At 70.5% G+C, this 25,223-nt stretch carries 25 protein-coding genes and 1 pseudogene; 14 read left to right on the top strand and 12 right to left on the bottom strand.

The genetic code is table 11. The features are described 5' to 3' along the window. Positions 1-12: 12 nt before the first annotated feature. The 3 genes from ffh to GF068_RS36470 all read right to left on the bottom strand — a co-directional run bounded on the left by ffh (position 13) and on the right by GF068_RS36470 (position 2,707). Positions 13-1,686: a signal recognition particle protein gene (gene ffh, locus GF068_RS36460; RefSeq protein WP_153824164.1), complete on the bottom strand. Its 1,674-nt coding sequence runs from the start codon at positions 1,684-1,686 to the stop codon at positions 13-15. Positions 1,687-1,766: 80 nt separating this feature from the next. Continuing rightward, the gene (locus GF068_RS36465; protein ID WP_153824165.1) at positions 1,767-2,168 is read right to left on the bottom strand and encodes a hypothetical protein; all 402 of its coding nucleotides are present in this window, start codon (positions 2,166-2,168) and stop codon (positions 1,767-1,769) included. Beyond that, positions 2,165-2,707 carry a zinc ribbon domain-containing protein gene (locus GF068_RS36470; RefSeq protein WP_206079627.1) on the bottom strand — a complete coding sequence of 181 codons (543 nt, stop codon included), beginning with the start codon at positions 2,705-2,707 and terminating at the stop codon, positions 2,165-2,167. Before GF068_RS36470 ends, GF068_RS36465 begins: the two co-directional genes overlap by 4 nt. Positions 2,708-2,846: 139 nt before the next feature. On the opposite strand from GF068_RS36470, the gene GF068_RS36475 reads away from it, so the two are divergent. The 3 genes from GF068_RS36475 to GF068_RS36485 all read left to right on the top strand — a co-directional run bounded on the left by GF068_RS36475 (position 2,847) and on the right by GF068_RS36485 (position 5,015). Then, on the top strand, positions 2,847-3,560 hold the full coding sequence (locus GF068_RS36475) for a hypothetical protein (protein WP_240807954.1): 714 nt from the start codon (positions 2,847-2,849) through the stop codon (positions 3,558-3,560). A 51-nt stretch (positions 3,561-3,611) separates the two neighbouring features. Then, positions 3,612-3,782 carry a hypothetical protein gene (locus GF068_RS36480; RefSeq protein WP_153824166.1) on the top strand — a complete coding sequence of 57 codons (171 nt, stop codon included), beginning with the start codon at positions 3,612-3,614 and terminating at the stop codon, positions 3,780-3,782. 399 nt (positions 3,783-4,181) lie between these two features. Continuing rightward, the gene (locus tag GF068_RS36485; protein WP_153824167.1) at positions 4,182-5,015 is read left to right on the top strand and encodes a hypothetical protein; all 834 of its coding nucleotides are present in this window, start codon (positions 4,182-4,184) and stop codon (positions 5,013-5,015) included. A gap of 76 nt (positions 5,016-5,091) precedes the next feature. Here the strand turns inward: GF068_RS36485 and GF068_RS36490 are convergent, their stop codons facing one another. The 4 genes from GF068_RS36490 to GF068_RS36505 form a co-directional block, all read right to left on the bottom strand. After that, positions 5,092-6,267, bottom strand: coding sequence for a serine protease (locus tag GF068_RS36490; RefSeq protein WP_153824168.1), 1,176 nt, complete (start codon positions 6,265-6,267; stop codon positions 5,092-5,094). After that, positions 6,264-7,997 carry a hypothetical protein gene (locus GF068_RS36495; protein ID WP_153824169.1) on the bottom strand — a complete coding sequence of 578 codons (1,734 nt, stop codon included), beginning with the start codon at positions 7,995-7,997 and terminating at the stop codon, positions 6,264-6,266. Before GF068_RS36495 ends, GF068_RS36490 begins: the two co-directional genes overlap by 4 nt. 90 nt (positions 7,998-8,087) lie before the next feature. Next, complete coding sequence (locus tag GF068_RS36500) at positions 8,088-10,046, bottom strand: NADH-quinone oxidoreductase subunit H (RefSeq protein ID WP_153824170.1); 1,959 nt, start codon at positions 10,044-10,046, stop codon at positions 8,088-8,090. A 9-nt stretch (positions 10,047-10,055) separates the two neighbouring features. Continuing rightward, positions 10,056-10,868, bottom strand: coding sequence for an ABC transporter ATP-binding protein (locus GF068_RS36505; protein ID WP_153824171.1), 813 nt, complete (start codon positions 10,866-10,868; stop codon positions 10,056-10,058). A gap of 104 nt (positions 10,869-10,972) precedes the next feature. Here GF068_RS36505 and GF068_RS36510 point away from each other — a divergent pair, with 104 nt between their 5' ends. The 3 genes from GF068_RS36510 to GF068_RS36520 are packed head-to-tail and all read left to right on the top strand — an operon-like array spanning position 10,973 to position 13,308. After that, positions 10,973-11,704 (top strand): polyhydroxyalkanoate synthesis regulator DNA-binding domain-containing protein, encoded by a 732-nt coding sequence (locus tag GF068_RS36510; RefSeq protein ID WP_153824172.1) that lies wholly within the window; start codon positions 10,973-10,975, stop codon positions 11,702-11,704. Between the two features lie 30 nt (positions 11,705-11,734). Continuing rightward, positions 11,735-12,439: a sigma-70 family RNA polymerase sigma factor gene (locus GF068_RS36515; RefSeq protein WP_153824173.1), complete on the top strand. Its 705-nt coding sequence runs from the start codon at positions 11,735-11,737 to the stop codon at positions 12,437-12,439. Further along, positions 12,436-13,308 (top strand): anti-sigma factor family protein, encoded by an 873-nt coding sequence (locus GF068_RS36520; RefSeq protein ID WP_153824174.1) that lies wholly within the window; start codon positions 12,436-12,438, stop codon positions 13,306-13,308. Before GF068_RS36515 ends, GF068_RS36520 begins: the two co-directional genes overlap by 4 nt. Before the next feature lie 63 nt (positions 13,309-13,371). Here the strand turns inward: GF068_RS36520 and ggt are convergent, their stop codons facing one another. Continuing rightward, positions 13,372-15,153, bottom strand: coding sequence for a gamma-glutamyltransferase (gene ggt, locus GF068_RS36525; RefSeq protein ID WP_153824175.1), 1,782 nt, complete (start codon positions 15,151-15,153; stop codon positions 13,372-13,374). A gap of 98 nt (positions 15,154-15,251) precedes the next feature. Here ggt and gshB point away from each other — a divergent pair, with 98 nt between their 5' ends. The 4 genes from gshB to GF068_RS36545 are packed head-to-tail and all read left to right on the top strand — an operon-like array spanning position 15,252 to position 17,716. Further along, on the top strand, positions 15,252-16,202 hold the full coding sequence (gene gshB, locus GF068_RS36530; protein ID WP_153824176.1) for a glutathione synthase: 951 nt from the start codon (positions 15,252-15,254) through the stop codon (positions 16,200-16,202). A 40-nt stretch (positions 16,203-16,242) separates the two neighbouring features. Then, entirely contained in the window at positions 16,243-16,557 is a 315-nt protein-coding gene (locus GF068_RS36535) for a hypothetical protein (protein WP_153824177.1), read from the top strand. Positions 16,558-16,579: 22 nt separating this feature from the next. Then, the gene (gene folK / locus GF068_RS36540) at positions 16,580-17,068 is read left to right on the top strand and encodes a 2-amino-4-hydroxy-6-hydroxymethyldihydropteridine diphosphokinase (protein ID WP_153824178.1); all 489 of its coding nucleotides are present in this window, start codon (positions 16,580-16,582) and stop codon (positions 17,066-17,068) included. A 54-nt stretch (positions 17,069-17,122) separates the two neighbouring features. Next, on the top strand, positions 17,123-17,716 hold the full coding sequence (locus GF068_RS36545; RefSeq protein WP_153824179.1) for a hypothetical protein: 594 nt from the start codon (positions 17,123-17,125) through the stop codon (positions 17,714-17,716). 1 nt (position 17,717) lies between these two features. On the opposite strand, the gene GF068_RS36550 is transcribed toward GF068_RS36545, so the two are convergent. From GF068_RS36550 to GF068_RS47475, 4 genes and pseudogenes are all read right to left on the bottom strand, one after another. Continuing rightward, positions 17,718-18,122 (bottom strand): CBS domain-containing protein, encoded by a 405-nt coding sequence (locus GF068_RS36550; protein ID WP_153824180.1) that lies wholly within the window; start codon positions 18,120-18,122, stop codon positions 17,718-17,720. A gap of 84 nt (positions 18,123-18,206) precedes the next feature. Then, on the bottom strand, positions 18,207-19,304 hold the full coding sequence (locus tag GF068_RS36555) for a mannose-1-phosphate guanylyltransferase (protein ID WP_153824181.1): 1,098 nt from the start codon (positions 19,302-19,304) through the stop codon (positions 18,207-18,209). Positions 19,305-19,324: 20 nt separating this feature from the next. Then, the gene (locus GF068_RS36560; RefSeq protein ID WP_153824182.1) at positions 19,325-20,134 is read right to left on the bottom strand and encodes an undecaprenyl-diphosphate phosphatase; all 810 of its coding nucleotides are present in this window, start codon (positions 20,132-20,134) and stop codon (positions 19,325-19,327) included. Between the two features lie 267 nt (positions 20,135-20,401). Beyond that, positions 20,402-20,782, bottom strand: a pseudogene (locus GF068_RS47475) (Hsp20/alpha crystallin family protein); the annotation flags it as partial. 343 nt (positions 20,783-21,125) lie between these two features. Between GF068_RS47475 and GF068_RS36570 the strand changes: the two are divergent. The 4 genes from GF068_RS36570 to GF068_RS36585 are packed head-to-tail and all read left to right on the top strand — an operon-like array spanning position 21,126 to position 25,197. Continuing rightward, complete coding sequence (locus tag GF068_RS36570; protein WP_153824184.1) at positions 21,126-21,791, top strand: hypothetical protein; 666 nt, start codon at positions 21,126-21,128, stop codon at positions 21,789-21,791. 17 nt (positions 21,792-21,808) lie between these two features. Next, the gene (locus tag GF068_RS36575) at positions 21,809-22,477 is read left to right on the top strand and encodes a succinate dehydrogenase cytochrome b subunit (protein ID WP_153824185.1); all 669 of its coding nucleotides are present in this window, start codon (positions 21,809-21,811) and stop codon (positions 22,475-22,477) included. Between the two features lie 12 nt (positions 22,478-22,489). Next, positions 22,490-24,400 carry a fumarate reductase/succinate dehydrogenase flavoprotein subunit gene (locus GF068_RS36580; protein WP_153824186.1) on the top strand — a complete coding sequence of 637 codons (1,911 nt, stop codon included), beginning with the start codon at positions 22,490-22,492 and terminating at the stop codon, positions 24,398-24,400. Further along, positions 24,400-25,197 carry a succinate dehydrogenase/fumarate reductase iron-sulfur subunit gene (locus GF068_RS36585; RefSeq protein ID WP_153824187.1) on the top strand — a complete coding sequence of 266 codons (798 nt, stop codon included), beginning with the start codon at positions 24,400-24,402 and terminating at the stop codon, positions 25,195-25,197. Before GF068_RS36580 ends, GF068_RS36585 begins: the two co-directional genes overlap by 1 nt. Positions 25,198-25,223 lie beyond the last annotated feature (26 nt).

A 25,223-nucleotide genomic window follows, 5' to 3' on the forward strand; every position in this document is an offset into this window, starting at 1 on the left:
GCGCGCTCGCCATTACTTCCGGCCCTTCTTCCGCGCGTCGCGCTCGCGCTTGCGTTGCGACTTCTTCGCGTTTTTCTCGGCCTGGCTCAGGGTGCGCATCTTCGTCATGCTCGGCCCCTCGGCGCCGCCGCCCGGCATCCCCATGCCCGGCATGCCCATCCCGGGGAAACCAGGCATTCCCATGCCCGGGAAGCCCGGCATGCCCATCCCGGGGAAACCAGGCATCCCCGGCATCCCGCCCATGCCCGGCATCCCCGGCATGCCCGGCATGCCGCCGCCCATGCCGGCCATGGCCTTCTGCATGTTCCGCATCTGGGCCATCTGCTTCATGCCCGGGATCTTGCCCATCATGCCGAGGTTCTGGCCGAGCCCCGACATCATCTGCTTCATGAACAGGAACTTCTGCACGAGCTCCGCGACGGCCTCGGCCGTCGTCCCCGAGCCCTTCGAGATACGCTCGGCCCGCCTCGGCTCGCGGATCAGCGCGTACGGATCACGCTTCTCGAAGCGCGTCATCGACTGGATGATCGCCTCGATCCGCACGAGCTCCTTGTCGTCGAGGTTCACGTCCTTGGGCAGGCCGCCCGGGAACATGCCGCCGAGCGGGAGCTTGTCGACGAGGTCCTTCAGCGACCCCATCTTCTGGATCATGCGGACCTGCTCGAGGAAGTCGTCGAGCGAGAAGTCGCCCTGGAGCAAGCGCTCGGCGTCCTTCTCGGCCTTCTTCTGATCGACGACCTGCTCGAAGTCCTGCATGAGGCCGACGACGTCGCCCATGCCGAGGATGCGGCTCGCCATGCCGTCGGCGCGGAACTCCTCGAACTTGTCCGTCGTCTCGCCGATGCCGCTGAAGAGCACGGGCGCGCCCGTGACCTCCTTGATGCTGATCGCCGCGCCGCCGCGCGCGTCGCCGTCGAGCTTCGTGAGCACGACACCGCTGATGCCGAGCCGCTCGTGGAAGGACCGCGCGGTCTTCACCGAGTCCTGGCCGATCATCGCGTCGACGACGAGGAAGATGTTCTCCGGCGCGACACGCGACTTGATCTCCGCGAGCTCCTGCATGAGCTTCTCGTCGATCGCGAGCCGGCCCGCGGTGTCGTAGATGATGACGTCGCGGCCGAGCTTCTTCGCCTCGGCCTCGGCCGCCGCGCAGATCTCGACGGGCGTCTTGCCCGCGATGTTGAAGACCGGGATCTTGATCTGGTTGCCGAGCACCTTGAGCTGCTCGACGGCCGCGGGGCGCTGCATGTCCGCCGCGACGAGCATGGGCTTCTTGCCCTGCTTCGAGATGTACCGCGCGAGCTTGGCGCAGGTCGTCGTCTTCCCCGAACCCTGCAGACCCACCATCATGAGCCCGGTCGGGCGGCCCGACGCCCACACGATGGGTTCCCCCTCGTGCGCCATCATGGCCTCGAGCTCGTCGTGGCAGATCTTGACGAAGTGATCACTCGCCGAGACCTGCATGGTCTCGCCCTCGTGTTTCACCTTCGCGTCGAGCGTGCGGCCGACGGCCTTCGCCTTCACGCGGCTCAAGAAGGCCTTCACGACGCCGATCTCGACGTCCGCTTCGAGCAAGCTGAGCCTCACCTCGCGAAGCGCGGGCTCGATGTTGGACTCGGTGAGCTCCGTGAGCCCCGCGAGGCGGTTTCTGGCCTGCCGAAAACCTCGAGCGAGCGTGTCGAACATACGGCGCGCTCTTTAGCACGAGGCGCGCGCGCGCCGTACCCCCCAGGGCGCGTTTTCCCTTGCCAGGCCCGGAAACTCCGTCAGCGGCGGCGCAGGCGCAGCTCGGTCGACGCCTTCTCGCAGGCCGGCATGGCCTCGTCGCGGCTCTTCTCGATCTTCGCCTCGGCCGCGGCGAGGTCGGCGAGCAGGGTCGTCGGCACCGGGCTCGGGCCGCCGAGCGCGCGCTTCACGGACGCGACGCCCTCCTTGCCCTCGACGAGCAGCCGATACGCCTCGGCGCAACTGTCCCGGGCGCGCTCGGCCTGCGGGCTCTTCGCCGGCCTCTTCACGAGCGCGTCGATCAAGGCCCTTCGTCCGCCGAGGTCCTCCGCCGGCGCGTCGCGCAGCGCGTCGATCGCCCCGAGCAGCACGCGCTCCTCCTCGGCCTCGGCCGACATGCAGCCGCAGGCGAAGACGAGGCCCAGGGCGACGCGGCCGATCAATCCGCGCCCGCGCGCTTCGGCGGCGGACCCATCTGGATGCGCTCGCCGATGTACGAGCCGACCATCGTGAAGAGCAGGCCGATCACCGCGAGGATCACGTACATGAAGAGCGGCAGCGTCCGGACGGTCTGCGACTTCATGAGCTGAACGACCGTGGGGATCGCGACGAGCAAGGTCGCGACGACGGGCTCGGCCACGGTCTTGCCGGGCGAGATCATGCCGAGCAAGATGCCCCCGACGAACCAGACGGGCACGGCGATCATCATCCCGTAGCGGCCCTCGAAGTCGAAGGCGCTGACGACCATGGGCAGGCCGACGACGATCGCGGCCGTGAGCACCGCCTGCACGAGCAGCGCGATGCCGGCCCACGGGAGGCTGAAGCCGTCCTTGCGGTGGCGCCCGTCGCCGTCTTCGCGGCTCCGGCCGAGCTCCATCGACGTGCCGCACGAGACGCACCGCCCGCTCGGAGGGACGGGCGAGTTCGTCACGCCGCAGGAGGGGCAGACGACGGAGGAGAGCTTCTTCGCGGACGTTGCCACGCGCGTAGGCTAGAAAAGCGAGGGCACGAGGGCAAGAGATCCCCCACCCGGCCCCGAAACACCGGCCAGGCAGGCGGCGGAAATCCGACGCGAGGAAGAAGGAACCGCGCCCGCCCGGCGATGTCCGTCGGTTATACTCGTGAGCGGACACCCCTACGCCAACCCCACCTCGCTCGTGCCCCGCGATCCGTCGTCCACCCTCGCCGCGCCCCGCCCGCCGTCGCTCGACGCCGCGGGCTCGGATCCCGAGCTCATCGCGCTGCCCGCGCCGCCCAAACGCGAGCGCACGGCGACGGTGGTGCTGATGGGCATCACGACGCTCGCGGCCGCCTGGATGGCGTTTGTTCTCTCGGGAGAGGCGAGGTACGCGCTCACGCCGGGCGAGCTCGTGGAGGTGCCGGACCTCGCGACGCTCGCGCCCACCGCGGACTTCGCGAACCGCTACGTGCGCACGACGGCCCTGCTCGGCACGACGGGGGCGATCCGGTACGGGCGCGCGGCGGAGGGAGACTCGTTCCGGCTCGCGCCCGTCGCGGGCAACGAGAAGATCTGGGTGGAGATCCGGGTGCCCGAGGGCTTCGAGGGCCCGCGCTTCGTGCCGCCGACGAGTTTTGCCGGCAGGCTCGTGCCGTTCCGTGAAGCGGGCCTGCGCCACGCGCGCCTGCCCGAGGCGGTGGCAGCGCAGACGAACAAGGCCGTGCCCGAGGACGCCTGGGTGCTCATCGACGGCAGCTCGCCGCGCGCGTCGCGCTGGGCCGTCGCGCTGGTGGCGCTGTTCCTGGGCTTCGCCGCGTGGAACCTCGCGGGCATCGTGCGGGTGCTCGCGCGGGTGCGAGACGGCGAAGCGCGCTGACGTCGGGGCGGGCGAGAGCGCACGCGAGGCCGCGTGCTAGCGTCAGCGGTGATGAAGCTCGAGCTCGGCATCCCGGTCTGGCTGCTCTGCGGCATCCTCGGCGCGTGGATCGCGACGACGAAGGGCCGCGGCGGCTGCTTCTGGTTCCTCGCGTGCGCGGCGCTCGGGCCGATCGGCCTCGTCTTCGCGGCCGTCGTTTCGAAGAAGAAGCCAAACGACTGAAGGCGTGACGCGCGTCGACCGGGACGCTCGCGCCGCGGACGACGCGGGCGCATCACGAGCGCCTCGGACGTCTCGATCGACGCCGCGCCGTCGCGTCCGGCGCGTTTGCGCACGCTCGGGTCGGTGGCGGATAGACGGGGGCAAAATCGACGCACGCCCGAGCGCGCGGGACGAACGCGGCGCGTGACGCTCTCGACGGGATCGATCACGCGTCGACGGACGCGGGGCGAAACGAAGACGATCCGTGGAGAGCTCGCGCCGCGTGGTCCGTGAATTCCCCGCGTGAAGCGGCGCGTGTTCACGGTGGCTGGATGCACGAGGCGGGATCGAACCTCGGCCGCTGCCTTGCATCGCGGGGTGCACGCGTGGGCAGCACGCGAGACAAGGAGAGGTATCTCGATGAAGAACTCGATCAAGCTCCTCATGGCGGCGGCGCTCGCCACGAGCGCACCCTTCCTGAGCAGCGAGGCTCTGGCGGACGGCGGCTACGACTACGGCCCGCAGTTCGGGCAGGTCGACGCCAAGTTCCTCGACAACGGCGATGTGCAGCTCGGCTTCGAGCAGTCGAACATCCGGCGGCAGTGGGGCCGTTACTCGATGCAGGCCGATCTCCAGACGTCGTACCGTTGCCTCGATCGGCGCGGGCAGTACACGGGCGGCGTCATCACGCGCCGCAACCCGTGGCAGGACGCGGGCTCCTTCCAGGCGAGCCGCCAGGGCATCATCCGCGGCCAGTTCCTCATGCCGCGCGGGCACCTGCTCGGCCGCGACGCCTGCCGCGGCAGCTACGAGAGGCCGGTGATCATCCGGATCTCGCTCGCCGATCTCCGCCTGCTCGACGAGACGAACAACAAGTACCACTACCGGGATCGCGTGACCTGCGGCGGCGACTACGGGTACGACGCGCCGCAGTACGTCCCCGGCAAGGGCGAAGGCCAGTACGTGCCCAGCAAGGGCGAAGGCCAGTACGTGCCCGGCAAGGGCGAAGGCCAGTACATCCCCGGCCAGATCGATCAGCAGTACGGCGCCGAGGGCCAGTACGACTCGCAGTACGACAGCCAGTACGACTCGCAGTACGACTCGCAGTACGGCTCGCAGTACGGCTCGCAGTACGGCTCGCAGTACGACGCCGCCCCGCTCGGCGGTCAGTACAGCAGCGGCAAGGGGGAAGGGCAGTTCGGCGTCGGCAAGTCCGACCTGGGCAAGAGCGGCGGATACGCGCCGGTGAAGTGATCTTCGCCGTCCGCTGAACGGTTCGGTCGTGCGTTCCTCCGCCCGGTCCCGGGTTCACCTGGGATCGGGCTTCTTTTCACCACGACCCTTCGCGGAGTGGCTCGGCCCCGAAGAGCTCGGCGAGCACCTTGCGGTACTGATCGGCGAGCCGCACGAGGTCGTGGAAGACCGCAGCGACGTCGTGCTCGCTCGCGAACGCCGTGACGGGCTCGGAGAACGAGAGCACGACGACGTCCGCCGCGAGCGACAAGCGGCACACGCCCGAGGTCTGATCGTTCGCCGTGAGCAAGAGCCGGTAAAACGGCTCGTGGTTCGACGAGGGCAGACGCACGAGCGGCACGCGCAAGATCACCTGCAGGCCCGCGCCGTCGAGGCGCACGGTCACCTCGGAGGGCGTCGCGTCTCCGCCGAGCGCGCGATGATGGATCCGCCACGACCGCGGACCCACGCGCGCCTTGTTGGCGACGATCCCCAGCGCGCCGAGCGCGTCGCGCACCACGCGCTCGGCCCCGGCCGACTCGGTCTCGAACGCGTGCGGCAAGAGGATCCCGCACGACTCGCAACGATCACTCTCCGCAGAAAACGCCTCGGTGCAGCCAGGGCAGCGGTGGATGAGGGTGCGATCACCGAGCCCCTCGGCAGGCACGTCGAGCGCGCGGAGGTCACGCGAGAGGAGCCCGACGGGCAGGAGGTTCCGGGCACGATCGAGCGGATCCCGACCGCCGCGCCGCCCCGTCGTGATCACGCCGATCACCCTGCCCGCCGCGTCGATCACGGGCGAACCTCCGCGCCCGGCGCGCGGGCCGAGGTCGGGATCGAGCGCGGCGAGCTCGCCGCCGCGGCCCTCGGCGCACACGACGGCCATCGCCGTCACGAGCGCGTCGCCCGGCGTCGCGATCAGCGTGGTGACGGGCTCGCCGAGCCGCGGCACAGGATCGGCGCGCAAAGGCAGCGCCGGCGCGCCGAGCGGCTCGAGCGGGAGCACGAACGCGAGGTCCCGCTCGGCGTCCACGGCGACGACGCGCCCCGCGGCGCGCCTGCCCTCGTCGGTCGAGAGCGTCACCTCGGCCCCGAAGCCGACGGTGCGCCAGCTCGTCACGATCACGCCGTTGCCGAGCGCGACCCAGCCCGTGCCGATCGACGCGCCCGAGGCGACCGTCACGACCGAGCGGCGCGCCACGCCGAGCACGCTCTCCCCCGGGCCACCTTGCTGCATGGGATCCTCGAGCGTCGAGGCGATACGCGAGCTCATCCGGACGCGATCCTCTTCAGCGCCGTCATCATCAGCTCGAGCGCCGCCTGCTTGGGCACGTCGCGATGCGCGTGCGCCACGATCTCCTTGAGCCGCTGCGACGTCTGCTGCGGCAAGCGCGTGCGCGACAGGAGCTCCGTCAGCGCGCCGAGCGCGAGGAAGTGGCGGAGCGTCACGTCCTGGGGCGCGAGCTCGATCTCCTCGACGTACCGCGCGAGGTGCTCGCGCGCCTGCGCCGCCGTCGCGAGCGGCTCCACGAGGAACGCCCGCTCCTTCGGGAGAGCCGCGCGCGCCGCGACGATCCGCTCCATCGCGAGCAGCACGGGCTCGGCCATCGGGATCGGCGACGACGACCTCTTGCCGCCGACAGGCTCGCTCGGCCAGAAGGTCCGCGTCACGCCCGACGCGCTCCGGTAGAGGTACGAGACCGCGTCGGGCACCTGCTCGCCGAACTCGTAGATCGCGCGGTAGACCGCGGCGCGTACGAGCAAGAGCATCGTGAGCGGCCGCTCCTCGTAGCTCAGCGCCGTCGCGAGCGCCTGCGCCTGATGCAAGAGCTCGCAGAGTTTGTCCGCGGGCGTCAGGGCCCTGCGGGCCGCGGCGTCGTCGAGGTCCGGCGAGCCTGGTCGCGCCGCGCCCTCGACCGCGGGCATGCCCGGCACCGTGCGCCTGCGCGCGCCGGGCGAGGCGAAGGGCATCGGCGTCGTGAGCGACGGGATCGCGCCGAGGCGCGCCGTCTCCGGCGGCGGCTCGCGGTCGATCGGAGGCGGCGCGGCGAACGCGGACGTCTGCGGGACGCCGAGCCGCGCGGTCTGCGGCACGCCCTCGGGCGAGGGCGCGAGCACGGGCGGCATCCCGTCTTCCCCGCGGAGCGTATCCGTCAGCCCGAACGGCGCGAGCACCGGCGGCAGCTCCTCCTCCGCGACGGGGCCACGCGACGCGTCGGCCGCGAACGCCGGCGCGAGGATCGGCGGCAGATCGTCGTCGGGCGGCGACGCGTTGTCCGCGGGCCGCAAGGTCGACGGCGGCGGCGGCACGACCGATCGCCTTTGCGGCGCAGGCTGCAGCGTGGAGAGCGAACGCTTGCGCCCGAGCGACTCCCAGCCTCCGCCTCCGCGCGCGTCTCCGTGCGCCGCGGTGCGCGCGTCGAACGACGCGACGAAGATCTCCGCGTACCGCTCCGACGTCGCCATCATCTCGCGGATCACGTGCCGCACGAGCGGCGGCGGGGCCGCGCCGAGCTGCGTGACGAAGCGCAGGAGGAGCAGATCGTCGCGCAGGCAGACGCGTGACGTCATGGCCTCCGCGTCGCAGAGCTCGAGCGAGAGCCGCATCGCCGGGACACGCTGGCTGCGCGGCAGGCGCGCCACCGGTGACTCCGCGATGAGGTGCATCGACTGCATGTCGAGCGACAGGAACACGCTCGACTCCTTGCCGATGAGCGCCCAGCCCGGCCCCTCGGGCAGGTTCACCGCGCGCGCCGTCAGGTTCGTCTCGGCAGAGACCACGAGGCCGAGCGCGCGGGCGTACTCGCCGCGCCGGAACGCCTCCGTCGCCCGCTCGAGGTTCGAGGGATCGAGCGCCGCGTGCCCGCGCGGCACGAACCTGCGCATCGAGTCCTCGAGCGCGAGCGGGGCGCGGTACTCGCCGCAGGCGTCGCAGCGTGGCCCGTGGACGGGCCATCCGCACACCGTGCAGAACTCCCGGGCCGTTCGGCTCGCGGCTCCCACCGCGCAGAGGATAAAGCGAACCCGGCCCTCCGCGGGCACAATGTGCGCCCTGCCGTGATCCGGGCCGCTTTTTCCGGCCTTTCGCCTCGATCAGATCAGCGGGTTCAGGTGGAGCGGCGCCCGCGTCTCCCGCAGATCCACCTGGATACGCCGCACGAAATGCGCCGCAAACGCGGCCCAGGTCACGAACGTGACCACCCCGCTCACGAGCCCCGCGTTCCGGCCGAAGCCGATCGTCGTCGAGGCGAGCGTGCCGAGCACGACGAACGCCGAGGCCACGATCGCGAGCGGCACGAACCATCGCAAGGCGATCCGCGACCGCTGCTCCGCGCCGAGCCGCGGCAGCGCCCAGCGCAGCCACACCACCGAGAGCACGAGCGCCCAGCTCTTCAGGAGGAACAGGAGCGCGCCCAGGATCTTCAGCGCGCCTTCGCTCTCCTGCGCCGCGCCCGGCACGCCCGGGATCTGCCAGCCGCCGAGGAAGATCGCGCTCGCGATCCCGCAGGCCACGAACACGTGCGCCCACTCCCCGAAGTAGAACAAGAGCTGCCGCGCGCTCACCCTCGCCGGCGGCGCGAGCTCGTCCCCGCTCGCCTCCGCCTCCCGGAGCGCGGACGACGCGCGCCCGTCGGCCGTGATCATCGACGTCAGGAACACGAGGAACAGCACGAACGTCGCCGGGTTGCGGAACACGAACCAGTGCCAGGGCCACCCGCCCGCGTCGAGCGGCGATCCGCCCTGCCCGCCTTGCGCCGCCACCATGTCCTCGAGCCGGAGCGATCCCGTCGAGAGCACGACGCACACGATCGCCACCACGGCCGGCAGCTCCTGCAAGAGCACCCGCCCCGCGCCGCGCAAGCCTCGCAGCACGGACCACGGCTCGCTCGCGAGCGAGCCTCCCGTCACGAGAGCGAGCCCGAGCAGCGACGCGAGCGCGAGCAGGAAGAGCATCCCCACGTCGAGGTCCGCGCCCACGAGCCGCTGCGAGAACGGCATCACCACGAACGTCGTCGAGATGGCCGCGAACGCGAGCACCGGGGCGAGCTTCGACAGGATCGGATCGGCGTCCGGCGGCGCGATCGCCGAGGCGACCTCGCGGTGCACCTCCGAGGCGAGCCGCGCGACCGGCGAGCGCGCCGCCGCCTTCTTCCCGGACCGCGCAGACGCGAGCCGCGACGCGACGCGGCGCACGAGCCACGCCACCAGCGCGCCGAGCGGCGTCGCGAACACCAGCATCGTCGCCGCCGACAAACCGAGGATGATCGCCGCGCCGAGCAGGTCCGACGGCGCGCTCGCGTGGAAGCCCTCGATCGAGATCGGCACGGCCCGCGGCTCCTCCGCGCGGCGCTGCACGACCACGATCGGCGCGCGCTCCTCGCCGCTCGGGATCACGTCGGCCACGCCGGTCACCTTCACGCCCTCGAAGCTCGTGATCACGTCGCCGCCCTCGATCTTCGCGGCGGCCGCGGGGCTGTCGGGACGAACCGCCGCCACCACGAGCCCGCTCGACGTGGGCGCGTCCTTCGAAACCGTGATCCCCAGGAAGTCGAGCGCCCGCTGCCCGTCGCGCTCGCGGGCCAGCGCGACGGCGCGCCGCGGCGCCTTCGGCCGCACGTCGAGGATCACGTCCTTGACCGAGCCCGTCACCGGCAGCGCGCCTTCGGACTTCGTCTCCAGCGTGACCGTCACGTCGCCGCGGAACGTCGTGTGCGCCGACTCGTCCCCCTGCCCGCAGAACCGCGCGACGAGCGCCTCGCTCACCTGAGCGCTCACCTTGTCGGTCGTGATCTTCGCCTTGTCGACGACGATCGTCTGCCCTTCGATCGCCGCTTCTCCGGGCCGCTTCAGCGTCCCGCGGAACGTGATCGTCGCCTCGCGCGCGTCGCCTGTCGGCAGGTTCGTCCCGAGCACCTCCAGCCGATCGCCCGACTCGAGCTCGCGTGGCGCCACGTCGACCACCCGGAGGAGGTCGGGCGCGGTGTCGTTCACGTTACAGCCCGCCGCCAGGATGCAGGCGAGTGCGAGCGTGATCCATCGAGGTCCGGGCATGGCCCGGGCTTATCCATCGCGCCGCGGAGAAGGGCCAAGTTGAGGGCGGACCGGCAGGAAATACCGGGCGTTGTCGAGCTCGTTCACCCCCACGTAGAGCTCCGCCTCGAACACCTCCTTCAGGCGCCGGTACGTCATGACCTCCTCGATCGACCCGTGCGCCACGAGCCTGCCCGCCTTGAGCAGCGCGATCCGATCGGCGTACTGCGCGGCGGCGTTCAGGTCGTGCAGCACCATCAGGCACGCGAGCCCTCGCTCCTGCACCTCGCGACACACGAGCTCCGACAGCGCGATGAAGTGCCGCACGTCGAGGTGCGCCGTCGCCTCGTCGAGCAGGAGCACCGGCGCCTCCTGCGCGAGCGCCCGCGCGATCGCCACCCTCTGCTGCTCGCCGCCGGACAGCTCCGCGACGCCCCGCCCCGCGAGCGACTCGAGCTCGCACGCGGCGATCGCCCTCTCCACCGCCTCTTCATCGTGCTTCGACGCGCGCATCCACGCCCCCTGGTGCGGCGCGCGCCCCATCATCACGATCTCCCGGACCGAGAACCCCACCGCGGGCTCGGACGTCTGCGGCACGAGCGCGATCCTCTTCGCGATCTCCCGACGATCCAGGCGCGAGAGCGGCTCGCCGAGGATCCGTACCTCGCCACGCTGGGGCGGGAGCGCGCCCGAGATCACCTTCACGAGCGTCGACTTCCCGGCGCCGTTCGGGCCGAGGACCGCGCAAATCTCGCCTTTTCGCACGGAGAGCTCGATGTCCTCGAGGGCGAGGCGCCCGGACGCGTAGCGGACCGAGACCCGAGACAGTTCGATGGCATTCATGGTATCCGCGACATTTCCGCCTCTCGGACGATTCACGCAGTCAGCACCTTGCGCATGTCCGTCACAGGTGGTCCAATTCGTTCGAGCCGCGCGAAGGGGAGATCATGGATACGGTGAAGGAGACCTCGGGGGCCAGTGCGACGCCGCGACGCGTCATCAAGCGGTACTCCAACCGTAAGTTGTACGATACGAAGGACAGCCGCTACGTGACCCTCCAGCAGATCGGGGAGATGGTCCGTGCCGGCGAAGAGGTCCAGATCATCGACAACGCGACCAAGGAGGACAAGACCGAGGTCACGCTGGCGCTCATCATCTCGGAGGACCTCAAGTCCCAGCCGCGCAGCGTGCCTCTCGGGACGCTGCGGGATCTGATCCAGGAGCGCGGCGAGCGCCTGCTCAACACGCTCCGCGAGGGTCCGATCGGGCGGCTCATCCCCGGCGGCGGGCCCGAGGGCGCGGAGACGGTCGAAGGCGCCGCCGCGCCCGTCGCCCCGGACAAACCGCCCACGCAACCGCCGCCCGCGCCCGCGGCTGCCGCTGCCGCTCCGGGGCCGGTCGACGCGGACAAACCTGCTGCCTCCGCCCAGGGCGCGAAGGCGCGTTTGTCCGAGATCGTCGAGAGCTCGAAGCAGACCCTCGACCAGTGGCAACACGCCGTGGACGAGCGGATCCGTCACATCCTGCCTGGCGTGGGCCTCTTCCGGGAGCTGCAGGCCGACGTCCAGCGCCTCTCGCAGCGCGTCGAGGAGCTCGAGGCCCTCGTGCGCAAGCTCGGCGGTGACGTTCCTCACACGCCCGAGACGCCCGCGCAGAACGACACCTCGGCCGAGGAATAGTCGGCGCAGGGCTCCTGTTCCAAGCACTCGATGGCGTTTTTCTTCAGCAAGAAGCCAGCTTCGGTCGCCCAGGACCTGAGCATCTCCGGCGGCGGGGGTGGCTTACCTGGGCTCGACACCTTCGAGGTGGAGCTCCTCGGCCACCTCGACACGCTTTATGCGGTGAGCTGCCGCATGACACGGAGCACGACCGAGGCCGAGGATCTCGTCCAGGACACGGTCGTGAAGGCCATGCGCGCCCGCGACCAGTTCGAGCCGGGAACGAACCTCAAGGCCTGGCTGCTCCGCATCCTCACGAACACCTTCATCAACCGGTATCGACGCGGCGGGCTCGAGCGCGACATCCTCGAAGGCCCGGACGTCGATTCGCTCACGGACGGCTGGATCGGCGCGACCACGATGCGCGGCATGCGTGATCCCGAGACGGCGGCGCTCGCGCCTCTGGTCGAGGCCGAGGTGCAGAAGGCGCTCGACGAGCTGCCGCCCGAGTTCCGCGTGGCCGTCGTGCTCTCGGACATCGAGGAGCTCTCCTACAAGGAGATCGCCGAGGCGATGGGCACGCCGATCGGCACGGTGATGTCGCGGCTGCATCGCGGCCGAAAGCTCTTGCAGAAGACGTTGCGCGACCATGCGGTCGCACTGGGCATCGTGAGCGAGGGATCCGTGAACAAGGCCGAGCAGGCCCCGACGGACCTCGCGGCGTACCGGAAGCGAAAGCGGAGTGCAGCGGTATGAATGGTCTCAAGGTGATGACCGACGAGTGCTCGTTGTTCTCGCGTTGCATGTCGGCGTATGTCGACGGCGAGCTCGATCCTGGTCACGCGGTCGACATGGAGACGCACGTCCTGCGCTGCGGCACGTGCTCCGAGCGCGTGACGTTCCTCCGGTCGATGCGCGCGAGCATGAAGCGCACGGCCGAGAGGCGTGTCCCTGACGCGATGCGCGCGCGCCTCCACACCGCGATGCTCGCCGAGAAGCGCCGCGTGAAGGAGGCCGATCGCGAGGTCTCCGGCGGCAAGCTCGTGCACTGGAAATACGCGGCGACGCTCGCGGCTGCGGCCGGCGTCGCGCTCACCGTGGCGGCCACGAAGAACCAGGAGGACGCCATCTCCGCGACGCCCGAGCTCGCGCGCAGCGGCGCAGCGTCCGAGATGACCGTGGCGGCTGGCATGGACTCGCTGCTCGACGACCTCGTCGCGCTCCACGCGCATCCTTTGCCGCCCGAGACGACGAACCCCGAGGAGCTCAACCGGTTCGATCCGCTCGTCGGCGTGCCCGTTCGTCGGCCTGCGTTCCAGCCCTTCGTGGCGAGCTTCAACGGCGCGCGTGTGCACGCGATGCGTGATCAACGCGCCGCGCTCCTGCAGTACACCGTCGAGGGCAAACACCGCGTCACGGTGTACGTCTTCGACCCGCGCGCCGTGCAGCTCCGGGCCACGCGGCTCGAGCCACGCGTCGTGCGCTCGCGACCGGTCTACGTGGGCCGACTCCGCGGCTACTCGGTCGCGGCGGCCGAGAAGAGCGGCGTCGGATACGCGCTCGCGACCGACCTCGACGACGACCGCAGCGCGCAGCTCGTCCTCGCGGCTGCCGCGCAGCAGTAAAAACGAGAAGGGGTGCGGCGGGACGAACCCGACGCACCCCGGCCCTCCCCCGACAAACTCGCCTTACTGCACGAGCCCGACGCCGCCCTTGCGCGGATCGGCGCCGACCGACAGCACACGCGCCCCGTCCGGGCCCTCCTGGATCGAGACGGCCTGCACGGCGGAGAAGTTCGGCTTGCTCGTGTCCACGACCTCGCCGCGCTTCTCCAGATCGGAGATCACCTCCGTGCCGACCGCCGCGTCGATGAAGAGACCACCCGTCGGCGGCGTCTCGAAGCGCGGCGCCGCCACGGCCTTGTCCACGGGCAAACCGAACACGAGGTGCGACAGGAGCACCTGCGTCGTCCCCGTCGCGATACGCGTCCCGCCCGACCCGCCCAGCGCGAGCACGGGCTTGCCGTCCTTCAGCACGATCGTCGGCGTCATGCTCGACGTCGGACGCGCGCCTCCGCGCGGATAGTTCGGCCCCTTCGACATCCCGTAGAGCTTCTCCACGCGCTCGGCCGTGAAGTCCGCGAGCTCGTCGTTCAGCACGAACCCGCCCTCCGTCACGAGCTTCGCGCCGAACATGTTGTTCACCGTCGTCGTGATCGACGCGACGTTCCCCTCCGCGTCCACGGTCACGATGTGCGTCGTGCCCGCGTCGTTCACGGGGAACTTGTCCGCGGGCGTCGTCGACGTCATCGAGATCTTCGCGCGCCGCGCCTTCATGCGCTCGGGGCTCACCATCTTCGCCACGTCCATCTTCACGAACGCGGGATCCCCGAGCAGGCGCACCCGATCCGCCACCGCGCCGCGCATCGTCTCCGCGAGCAGGTGCGTGTACGCCCCCGAGTTGTGCCCGAGCGCTTCGAGGTCCGCCTTCGCATGCATGTGCAAGGTCTCGAGCATCATCACCCCGCCTGCCGAAGGAGGCGGCATCGTGGCGATCTCGTAGCCCTCCCACCGCGTGCGCATCGGCTCTCGCTCGAGCACCTTGTACTCCTCGAGATCCTTCTTCGTCATGCGGCTCTTGCCGGCGCGCGCCGTGGCCAGGATGTCCGCCGCGATCGTCCCCTCGTAAAACGCCTTCTTCCCCTCGGCGCCGATCCTGCGCAGCGTCGCCGCGAGCGCCGGGTTCTTCACGGTCTCGCCCACCGGCACGATCGCGCCGGCCTTCGCGAAGAGCCCGTACCGCGGCGCCGCGAGCAGCCACTTCTCGTTCCACTTCATCGCGCGGACCATGTGCGCGCTGACGGGAAACCCCTTCTCTGCCGCGTCTGCCGCGCCGCGCACGAGCTCGGCCATCGCGAGCTTGCCCCACCGCGCGTGCATCTCCGCGATCCCCGCGACCTCGCCCGGCACGCCCGTCATCACGCCGCGTTTGCCCTCGGGCGCGGGCCGCTTCGCGAGCTCCGTGGGCACGAGGTCTTTTGGCGCGGTCTCCCGGAAGTCGAGGATCCGGATCTCCTTCGTCTTCGCGTCGTAGACCGTCGCGAACCCACCACCGCCGATCCCGCTCGACACCGGGTGCACCACGCCGATCGCCAGGGCCCCCGCGATCGCCGCGTCCACGGCGCTCCCGCCGCGGGCGAGCACGTCCATCGCGATCGCCGACGCCGTCGCGTTCTCCGTCGCCACCGCGTATTTGTGTTTCGCCGGCGCGGCGGGCGCGTCTGCCGTTCCTTGCGGGATCAGGTTCGCGGGCGGCGCGGCGGGCGTGGGCGCGGGCGGCGGGGCCTTCGCCGTGGCCTCGTCCGGCGAGCGCGCGGCCGGCGCGCTGCTGCAGCCCGATCCGGGCAGGGCGACGAGCAACGCGAGGGCGGCGGCAAACGATGCCGTCGAGAGGGCACGGAGAGTTCGCATGGCAAGGCTCCTCTGCGCGGCCGGGCAGCCACGCGTGCGCTAGGATGCCCCGTCCGCGCCGCGGGGATCAACCACGGCCGATGGAGGAAAGCCAAACCATGCGCTTCGTGTTCGTGATGGACCCTCTGACCCGCGTGAGCCACGACAAGGACACGACCTTCGCGTTCATCCGCGCAGCGCAGGCCCGGGGTCATCAGAGCTTCCACTGCCTCCCGCAAGACCTCTACGTCTCGCAAGGGTTTCCGTTCGCCACGGCGCATCGCGTCGAGATCCTCCCCGATCCGCCGTACATCACGCTGCGCCGGGACGAGGGCGCCGTGCGCTTGCCTCTGCACGACGTCGAGGCCGTCTTCATCCGCAAGGATCCGCCCTTCGATCAGGCCTACCTCTACGCGACGCTCATGCTCGAGCCCGCGCGCGGCAAGACGCTCATCATCAACGACCCGCGTGGCCTGCGCGACGCCAACGAAAAACTCTACGCGCTCGGCTTCTCCGAGTGGACGCCGAAGACCTTGGTCACCGCCGATCGCGACATGATCCACGACTTCGTCCGCGACGTCGGCGGCACCGCGGTCATCAAGCCGCTCGACGGCGCCGGCGGCTGGGGCGTGATGATGCTGCGATCCGACGACAAGAACGCCCGCGCCATCGCCGACATGCTCACGGGCGAAGGACAACGGCTCGCGATGGTGCAGGAGTTCCTCCCGGCCGTGTCCGAGGGCGACAAGCGTATCCTCCTGCTCGACGGCGAGCCGCTCGGCGCGATCCTGCGTGTCCCGCGCGGCGACGAGATCCGCTCGAACATCCACGTCGGCGGCCGCGTCGTCCCGACCGACCTCACGCCGCGCGAGCGCGAGCTCGTCCGCTCCGTCGGCGCGCGCCTCAAGGCCGACGGCCTCGTCTTCGTGGGCCTCGACGTCATCGGCGAGCACCTCACCGAGGTCAACGTCACGAGCCCGACCGGCATCCAGGAGCTCAGCCGCTTCACCGGCCAGGACCAGGCCGCCCGCGTCATCGAGTGGGCCGAAAAGACGGCGCGCACGCGCTGAAAACTTGGCCCGCTCGCCTCGCCTTGGCGAGCCTCCGGCCATGGCTCCACCTGCCCACGTCTGCGCCGTCTGCGCCGCCGAGGCCTCGGCGACGTCCTCGCTCGTACGTGTCTACGTCGAAGGACGCACGCTCCACCTCTGCCGCAGCCACGCCGCCTCCGTCGTCGCCGTACGCCCGGAGACCTTCGAAGAGCTACGCGCCCTCTTCGTCGGCGCCGCCGTCCGCACGGACGGCGGCGTCGAGCGCAGGTCGCCCATCCCGCGCCGCTGGGGCGAGGATCGGCGCGCCTTCCCGCCGAGGCCCGAGGGCCGCCGCGTCTCGAGCGGCCGCCGCGCCACCGATCCCCACGATTGAGCGGGCGCCCTACACGCGCTGTATGAAACACGCCCGGCGTATCGCCCTCGCCCTCGGCTCGAACCTCGGCGACCGCGAGGCCACCCTCGCGCGCGCTATCGCCGACCTCCGCGCCACACCCGGGTTTGTCGTGGTCGACTGCTCGCCGCTGTACGTCACGCCGCCCGCGGGCGGGCCACCTCAGGGGGATTACTTGAATGGCGCCGTCCTCCTCTCGACGGCCCTGCCGGCGCGGGAGGTCCTCGAGCGCACGCAGGCCATCGAGCGAGCGCTCGGCCGTGTCCGGCCCGATCCCGTGCGCTGGGGCCCTCGCACGATCGACATCGACATCCTCTGGATCGAGGGTGAATGCATCGACGAACCCGGCCTCGAAGTCCCGCACCCGCGCCTCGAAGGCCGCGTCTTCGCGCTCCGCCCGCTGCTCGACGTCGCTCCCGACGCGGCGCACCCGCGCACGGGCAAACGTTACGACGTGTTGCCTGCGGCGAGCTTGCCGATCACGCGGGCATAACTGTATCTTCGCGCCATGCGAATGCTTCGACTTTCCTTGATCGGGATTTTTCTTGTGGGTGCCCTTCCTCTCGTCGCCGCTTGCGGCGGGAACGTGACGCAAAACGGGCAAGGGGGTTCGGGCGGCGGCAGCGGCGGCGCCGGCGGCGCGGGCGCGGGCGGCGGGTCGGTCGACGGCAAGCTCGCTTGCATGGATTTCTGCCACCTCGCCGACGTCAACGACTGCCAGATGATGTTCGGCGATTGCACCACGTTCTGCGACGAGGTCTTCGCAGAGGGAGGGCCGGAGTGCGAGGACGAATTCGGCGCGCTCTTCGCCTGCTACCTCCCCACCGCCAAGAGCTGTCCGGACGAACCGCCGCCCGAGTGCAACGACGAGGCCGCGGCGGCACAACAATGCCAGGCGCAGAACGGCTGCGTCGAGGGCGAATGCTTCGGCAGCGCCGGTATGAACGGCGAGACGAGCTGCGGCTGCACCTCGACCTGCAAGGGCACGCCCTATTCGACGAGCTGCGAGACGCCCGGCGGCGGCGGGATGACGACCTGCACCTGCTCGATGGGCGACACGGTCGTCGGCACCTGCACGAATACCGATGCCAATGAATGCGGCGTGAAGACGAGCTGCTGCGCCGAGCTCTTCAACCTCTGAGCTAACCCACCTCGGGCGCGGGCGGCATCACCTTCTCCACGAAATACCGGAGCACGTCGAGCGGGGTGATGATCCCGACGAGCCGCCCATTCCGTATCACCGGCAAATGGTGGATCTGGGCCGTCCGCAGGATGTTCATCACCTCGTCCGTCGTGGCGAACTCGTCCACGACGATCGGCGGGTGGCTCATCACGTCGCGCGCCGCCGCTCCGGGCGTCAGCCCTTGCAGGAGCGTCGCCATCAGATCCGTCTCGCTCACGAATCCGACCACGCGCTCGTGCTCGTCGACGACCGGGACGCCGCCGATCCGCGCGTCCACGAGCAGCCGTGCGATCTCCTCGAGCGGCGTCCCGAGCGAGACGGCCTCGGCGTGATGCGTCATGATGTGGCGCGCGTGTCCCTTCATGGCCGGGGAAGAATGCAGCCTCGCGCCTTGCCTGTCCACCCCTCGCGAGCGTCCGTCCTCACGTGAGCGGGCCAGAATTCCATATCAAACGAGGCGCGAGCGTCCCCGCGCCTTGAGCGCCGCCACGACCTCCTTCACGTCCTGCGCGCGCGCCCGGGGCACGACGAGCAAGGCGTCGTCGGTCTCCACGACGACGATGTCCTCCACGCCGACGAGCGCGATCACGCGTTTGCCCTCGTCCGCGCCCGCGCGCAGGTCCATCACCAGGTTCCGCCGCGCGTCGACGAAGAGCGCGCCCTTCGGCGCCGCATTCTGCTGCGCGTCCTTCTCCGCGAGCTCGAACGCCGTCTGGAAGCTGCCCACGTCGCTCCAGCCGAAATCGCCGGGCACCACGGCGAAATGGTCGAGGTGGTCCATCACGCCGTGATCGATGCTGACCGAGGGCAACGTCGGGAAGATCCGCTCCACGGCGCTCTGCTCCTCGCCCTGCTCGGCGGCGCGGTCGATCTGGTCGAGCCCCTCGGCGAGGGTGGGCATGTGCTCGCGAATGGCCTGCACCATGTCGCGCACCCGGAAGAAGAACATCCCCGCATTCCAGAGGTGCTTGCCGCCGGCCACGAAGGCCTCGGCCCGCGCCGCGTCCGGCTTCTCCACGAATCGCTTCGCCGGCAATGCCTCCGCGCCCCGCGCCTCCTCCTCGAGCTCGATGTACCCGTACCCCGTCTCCGGGTGCGTGGGCTTGATCCCGATCGTCGTGATCGTCCCGCGCGCGGCCGAGGCGACGGCGCGCTCGAGCGCGCGGCGGAAGCCCGGGACGTCGCGGACGTGGTGATCACTCGGCAGGACCATCAGCACGGCGTCCGGGTTTTTCCGGGCAATGTGAAACGCCGCCCAACCAATACAAGGCGCCGTGTTCCGCGCGGCCGGCTCGACGAGCGTGTTCTCGGCGTAAAGCTCCGGCAGGGCCTCGGCCGTCGGCTCCACGAGGTGCGTCCCCGTCGCCACGAAGAGCCGCTCCCAGCCGACGAGCGGCTCGATCCGCTCGGCCGTCTGCCGGATGAGCGGCGCCTTCCCCACGAGGGGCAAGAGCTGCTTCGGCCGCGCGGCGCGTGACGCCGGCCAGAAACGCGTGCCGGCGCCGCCGGCGAGGATCAAGGCGAAGACGTGGGGAGCGGATTGCATGCGTTTGTCACCCATTGACATCACGGTAACGAACGGCCGTACGAGACCGTGGCGAAGCCCAGGGGCAGGATCCAGAACACGAGCCGCGCGAGGGCATGTTTTTCGAGCAAGCTCTTCGCGAGGCCGATCGCGACCGTCGCGCCGAGGAACGCCGTCAGGAGCCCGAGCACGATCGCCGCCGCCCCGAGCTCCGGGACGGCCGGCGCCACGCGCAGGCCCGCGACGAACGAGGCGAGGAGCGTCACGCCCGTGAGCGCGAGGGCGAGGTCGAGGGCGCGATCGGGCTTCGCGCCCATCCAGAGGGCGATCACGAGCGCGGCGCCCACGTCCGAGCCGCCCGGCAGCGCGCCCGTGCCGTGGACGAGGCCGAGCAACAAGGCGAGCGAGAGCGGCGGCGCCTCCGCGCGCCCGACCGGCGCGAGGCTCGTCGTGCCAACGACGAGGCCCGTCCAGACGAGGCCGAAGCCCACGGCGATCGGCGCGCCGCTCCAGAGCTCGACGAACGGCGCCACGAGCGCGCGCGTGAGCAGGCTCGTGCCCGCGGCGACCACGAGCACGGCGGCGTCGCGGGCGCCCGGCGACGAGCGCAAGAGGGAAGGACGCGCGACGGCCCGCAGGCCCTCGGAGGCCGCGGCGACGAGCAGCCGCCGCGCCCCCACGAAGAGCGCCGAGGCCGTCGCGACGTGCAGGATCGACTCGAGCATGGCGCCGCCGGGCCCCGGATCGAGCCAGAGGCGCAGGGCCGCGCCGTGCCCCGAGCGCGAGATCGGCAGCGCCTCGGCGAGGCCCTGAATCCCGGCGAGGAGCACCACCTCCGCGAGCGGCAGCACGCGGGCAGTGATAGCAGCGTCGTTATGCCGTGTAAATCAGGCTGATTGCCCGCCCTACGCGGCCTTCTCCCGGGAACCGCCCTGCGTGAGTCCCTGCTCACTTCCGCCCGCGCCGGTCGTGGCTTGCGAGGTCCCGTGCGTGGCCTGCGCGCCGCCGGTCGTGGCCGTTTGCCCCGCGGTCGTGCTCGCGCCCGTTCCCGACGCGCCTTGCGGCCGCACGGACGATTGCGCGCCTTGCTCCTCGGACGTGCGCGCTTCACCCCGCTTCACGCTGATACGCTTGGGCTCCTCGGCCTTCGATTTGGGGATGCGCACCTCGAGCACGCCGCTGTCGAGGCTCGCGTCGATCCGGTCCGGGTCGATCCCCTCGGGCAACGTGAACGAGCGCGAAAAACTGCCGTACGAGCGCTCGTACGCCCAGTACCGGTCGCCCTCGTCGCGTTGCTCCTGCTCGCGCCGTCCGCTCACGGTCAGCCGCCGGCCGGAGACGTCGATCGACACGTCGTCCTCCTTCATGCCCGGCAGATCCGCGCGAATGCAATATCCGTCCTTGGTCTCGCGCACTTCCATGTCCGGCACGAAGCCGCGCGCGGACGGCAGGAAGGACTCCATTTCGGCGAACGGATCCCAGGAGAGCATCTCGCGCATGCGTCGGAATGGATCGGCATACCCGAGCGAGCGGAACGGATCCGACGTCGCGAGCCCGCCCGCGCGCTGCGGCTCCCGGGCGCCTGCCTGTGTCATCTCTCGAGATTGGCCCTCTCGACCCTCTCGACCTTCTCGTCTGCGCATGAACCCAGCCATGATGACCCCCTCCTTATCAACGTGGTCCCTTCAACTTGGATTCGCGCGCGCCAGATATGCACGATCCGCGCGCGTGGCAAGGGGCCGATTCTGCACGTGACGGCGGAGCCCGGTCCGCTCGATGACGACCGGGCGTCCTCGAAGGGCGACGCGATTTCGCGCACGGAGGTTGCACGGATCGAACGACATGCGCCGCCTGCTCATCATCCTCGCTCTCGCCGCGACCGGATGCGGGCCCTCGTATTATTATCAGCCCGCCGAGCAGGCCGACGCGTCGGTCTCGGGCCATCCGGCGGCGCGATACGTCGTCCCGCCGGGCTCGGCCAAGGGGGACGTGCGGGTGAGCTCGTTTGGCGTGACCGACGTGCGCCTCTCGGAGGACGACGAGCCGATCCGCTCGCTGCACGTCCGCCTCGTGGTGGCGAACGAGGACGGCGAAGAGGCCTGGGCCGTGGACACGCGCGCGCTGCGTGTACAGTTCGCCGGCTTCGAGGGCGCGGCCGCGCCGGCCTTCGCCAATGCGACCGATTCGAACATGCCCGTCGTCGTGGTCCCGCGCGGCGGCTCGACGACGATCGACGTCTATTATCCGCTGCCCGAGTCGCTGCGCGGCGCGAAGGATCTGCCGCAATTCGACGTGATCTGGAGCGTGCGGACCGAGGATCGTGTGGTCACGCAGCGGACCCCGTTCGAGCGCCGCGCCATCCAGCCGCCCCCGTCCACCTTCGCGTACGGCTGGGGCGCCGGGGCGTATCCCTACTGGTGGTACGACCCGTTTTTTTATCCCCGCACGGTGGTCGTCCCGGCGGCGCCGGCGAGGCCCCGCGTCTATTATTACGGATATCCTCGCTGACGGAGAGGAGGGCCGCGATGGCGACGAGCGTGGAGCTCGGCACGACGAGCGTCGCGAAAAAAGCGCTGATGGCGGTGAGCGGGCTCGTGCTCACGGTGTACGTCGTCGTGCACCTCGCGGGCAACCTGCTCTATTTCGCGGGCCCCGAGGCGCTCGACGCTTATGCCGCGCTCCTCCACAAGAGCCCGACGGTGCTCTGGTCGGCCCGCGCCGTCCTCTTCGCGGCGTTCGCCGTTCACGTGTTTTACGCGATCGACCTCTACACGCGGAAGGCCTCCGCGCGTCCGGTCGCGTACGGCCGTTACGAGCGCGCCGTGAGCAGCCCAGGCGCGCGCACCATGATCTGGACGGGGTTCGTCCTCCTCGGGTTCGTCGTTTATCACGTCCTCCACCTGACCCTGGGCCTCGCGCACCCGGCGTTCGTCCCGGGGCGCGTCCATCGGAACGTCTCGATCGGCTTCTCCTCGATCGTGCCCACCGTGATGTACGTGGGCAGCATGATCGCGCTCGGCTTGCACGTCTCGCACGGCGTGCTCTCGATGACGCAATCGCTCGGCCTGACCCTCCGGCGGCAAGGGTTGCGCGGGCTCCGGCGGTTCGCCACGGTCCTCGCCCTGATCGTCGCCGTGGGCCTGGCTGCCATTCCGATCACCGCGCTCGCCCTCGCCATGACGAGCGGGCGGTAGGGGAAGACGTTCATGCTCCTCGACGGCAAGATCCCCGGCGGCCCGCTCCCGCAGAAATGGGAGCGCCGCAAGCTCGAATACGCGCTCGTGAGCCCGGCGAACCGCCGCAAATACAGGGTGCTCGTCGTCGGCACGGGCCTCGCGGGCGCCTCGGCCGCGGCCACGCTCGGCGAGCTCGGGTATCACGTCGAGTGCGTCTTCTTCCACGACAGCCCTCGCCGCGCGCACAGCATCGCGGCCCAGGGCGGCATCAACGCCGCGAAGAACTACCAGAACGACGGCGACAGCGTGCACCGCCTCTTCCAGGACACCATCAAGGGCGGCGATTACCGGGCCCGCGAGGGGAACGTCTACCGCCTCGCCGAGGTGAGCGTGCAGATCATCGATCAATGCGTGGCCCAAGGCGTCCCGTTCGCCCGCGAATACGGGGGCAAACTCGCGAACCGCTCCTTCGGCGGCGCCCAGGTCTCCCGCACGTTTTACGCGCGCGGACAGACGGGCCAGCAGCTCTTGCTCGGCGCCTACCAGGCCCTGCTCCGCCAGGTCCAGGCGGGCACGGTGCGCCTCTCACCTCGCACGGAGATGCTCGACCTCGTCGTCGCCGACGGACGCGCACGCGGCATCGTCGCACGGGACCTCGTCACCGGCGAGATCAAGACGTTCGTCGCCGACGCGGTCGTCCTCGCCACAGGCGGTTATGGCAATGCCTACTTCCTCTCCACGTACGCGCGAAACTCGAACGCGACCGCGATCTGGCGCGCCCATCGCCGCGGCGCGTTCTTCTCGAACCCCTGCTTCACGCAGATCCACCCCACGTGTATCCCCGTCAGCGGCGAGCACCAGTCGAAGCTCACGCTCATGAGCGAGTCGCTCCGCAACGACGGCCGCATCTGGGTGCCGCTCCGCGCCGAGGACAAACGCCCGCCCGGAGAGATCCCCGAGGACGAGCGCGACTATTACCTCGAGCGAAAATACCCGAGCTACGGCAACCTCACGCCCCGCGACGTCGCCTCCCGCGCGGCGAAGGCCGTCTGCGACGAGGGCCGCGGCGTCGGCGCCTCGGGGCTCGGGGTCTACCTCGATTTCGCGGACGCGATCCGCCGCCTCGGCGCGAACGTCATCGCGGAGCGGTATGGAAACCTCTTCGACATGTACGCCGAGATCACCGGCGAGGACCCCTATCGCGCCCCGATGCGTATCTACCCGGCCATCCATTACACGATGGGCGGCCTCTGGGTCGATTACGACCTCATGAGCACGATCGACGGCCTCTTCGTGGCCGGCGAGGCGAATTTCTCCGATCACGGGGCGAACCGGCTCGGCGCGAGCGCGCTCATGCAGGGCCTCGCCGACGGGTATTTCATCGCCCCGCTCGCGGTCGGCAGTTACCTCGCGCGCGCGCGGCCGGCCGCGCTCGACGATACCCACGCCGCATTCGAGCGGGCCCGGAAGGACACGAGGGCCCGCATCGAGCGGCTCCTCTCGGCGCGCGGCAGGCGCAGCGCCGCCTCGTTCCACCGCGAGCTCGGCAAGCTGCTCTGGGACACCTGCGGCATGTCCCGCAATCGCGAGGGCCTCGAGCGCGCCCTCGCCCGGATCCCAGAGCTGCGCGAGCAGTTTCATCGGGAGCTGCTCGTCCCCGGCCAGGGCGAATCGCTCAACCGCGAGCTCGAGACCGCCGGCCGCGTGGCCGATTATTTCGAGCTCGGCGAGCTCATCTGCCGCGACGCGCTCCACCGCGAGGAGTCCTGCGGCGGCCATTTCCGCGAGGAGTACCAGACCCCGGAGGGAGAGGCCCAGCGCGACGACGAGCGCTTCGCCTACGTCGCGGCGTGGCAATGGCGCGACGGCGAGGCGCCCGAATTGCACAAGGAGCCGCTCGTCTTCCAGGCGGCCCCGCCCATGCAAAGGAGCTACAAGTGATGCGGATCGCGCTCGAGGTCTGGCGCCAGCGGAGCCCCGAGGAGCCGGGCCGGTTCGTCCGGTACGAGACCACGGAGGCCTCGCCCGACATGTCGCTGCTCGAGCTGCTCGACGTCGTCAACGAGGGCCTCGTCCGCAGCGGCGAGGAGCCGATCGCGTTCGACAGCGATTGCCGCGAGGGCATCTGCGGCACGTGTGGATTCATGGTCAACGGCCTCGCGCACGGACCGCTCCAGGGCGCGGCCGCGTGCCAGGTCTACCTCCGCAATTTCCGCGACGGAGCGACGCTTTATCTCGAACCTTTCCGCGCGAAGGCATTCCCGCTCATCAAGGACCTCGTGATCAACCGCGGCGCGCTCGATCGGATCGTCGCCGCGGGCGGCTACGTCTCGGTCAATACGGGAAATGCCCCGGAGGCGAACACCTCGACGATCCGCAAGGCCCGCGCGGAGCGGGCCATGGACGCGGCGGCGTGTATCGCCTGCGGGGCGTGTATCGCGGCCTGCCCGAATGCCTCGGCCGCGCTCTTCACCGGCGCGAAGATCACCCACCTCGGCAGCCTCCCGGAGGGCCAGCCCGAGCGGGCGCGGCGCGCGCTCCGGATGGTCCGTGCTGCGTCCGCGGAGGGCTTCGGCCATTGCACGTTCGCGGGGGAGTGCGAGACCGCGTGCCCGAAGAGCATCCCCCTCGAGGTCATCACGCAGATGAACCACGACTACCTCAAAGCCCGGCTCTCGGGCGAGGACCGGGCGCCGCCGCGGCACATCGAGCCCGGCACGCCGAAACGACGCCGCTGACGCGCCCGCTCGTGGTACCGTCGGCG

The sequence above is a fragment of the Polyangium spumosum genome (assembly GCF_009649845.1).
GTDB lineage: Bacteria > Myxococcota_A > Polyangia > Polyangiales > Polyangiaceae > Polyangium > Polyangium spumosum.

Coding starts and splice junctions, on each gene's coding strand:
- folK (WP_153824178.1), top strand. CDS start 16,580: ATGAAACACGCCCGGCGTATCGCCCTCGCCCTCGGCTCGAACCTCGGC.
- GF068_RS36580 (WP_153824186.1), top strand. CDS start 22,490: ATGCTCCTCGACGGCAAGATCCCCGGCGGCCCGCTCCCGCAGAAATGG.
- GF068_RS36480 (WP_153824166.1), top strand. CDS start 3,612: ATGAAGCTCGAGCTCGGCATCCCGGTCTGGCTGCTCTGCGGCATCCTC.
- gshB (WP_153824176.1), top strand. CDS start 15,252: ATGCGCTTCGTGTTCGTGATGGACCCTCTGACCCGCGTGAGCCACGAC.
- GF068_RS36550 (WP_153824180.1), bottom strand. CDS start 18,122: ATGAAGGGACACGCGCGCCACATCATGACGCATCACGCCGAGGCCGTC.
- GF068_RS36515 (WP_153824173.1), top strand. CDS start 11,735: ATGGCGTTTTTCTTCAGCAAGAAGCCAGCTTCGGTCGCCCAGGACCTG.
- GF068_RS36490 (WP_153824168.1), bottom strand. CDS start 6,267: ATGAGCTCGCGTATCGCCTCGACGCTCGAGGATCCCATGCAGCAAGGT.
- GF068_RS36570 (WP_153824184.1), top strand. CDS start 21,126: ATGCGCCGCCTGCTCATCATCCTCGCTCTCGCCGCGACCGGATGCGGG.
- GF068_RS36505 (WP_153824171.1), bottom strand. CDS start 10,868: ATGAATGCCATCGAACTGTCTCGGGTCTCGGTCCGCTACGCGTCCGGG.
- GF068_RS36585 (WP_153824187.1), top strand. CDS start 24,400: ATGCGGATCGCGCTCGAGGTCTGGCGCCAGCGGAGCCCCGAGGAGCCG.
- GF068_RS36520 (WP_153824174.1), top strand. CDS start 12,436: ATGAATGGTCTCAAGGTGATGACCGACGAGTGCTCGTTGTTCTCGCGT.
- GF068_RS36535 (WP_153824177.1), top strand. CDS start 16,243: ATGGCTCCACCTGCCCACGTCTGCGCCGTCTGCGCCGCCGAGGCCTCG.
- GF068_RS36575 (WP_153824185.1), top strand. CDS start 21,809: ATGGCGACGAGCGTGGAGCTCGGCACGACGAGCGTCGCGAAAAAAGCG.
- GF068_RS36510 (WP_153824172.1), top strand. CDS start 10,973: ATGGATACGGTGAAGGAGACCTCGGGGGCCAGTGCGACGCCGCGACGC.
- GF068_RS36555 (WP_153824181.1), bottom strand. CDS start 19,304: ATGCAATCCGCTCCCCACGTCTTCGCCTTGATCCTCGCCGGCGGCGCC.
- ggt (WP_153824175.1), bottom strand. CDS start 15,153: ATGCGAACTCTCCGTGCCCTCTCGACGGCATCGTTTGCCGCCGCCCTC.
- ffh (WP_153824164.1), bottom strand. CDS start 1,686: ATGTTCGACACGCTCGCTCGAGGTTTTCGGCAGGCCAGAAACCGCCTC.
- GF068_RS36485 (WP_153824167.1), top strand. CDS start 4,182: ATGAAGAACTCGATCAAGCTCCTCATGGCGGCGGCGCTCGCCACGAGC.
- GF068_RS36500 (WP_153824170.1), bottom strand. CDS start 10,046: ATGCCCGGACCTCGATGGATCACGCTCGCACTCGCCTGCATCCTGGCG.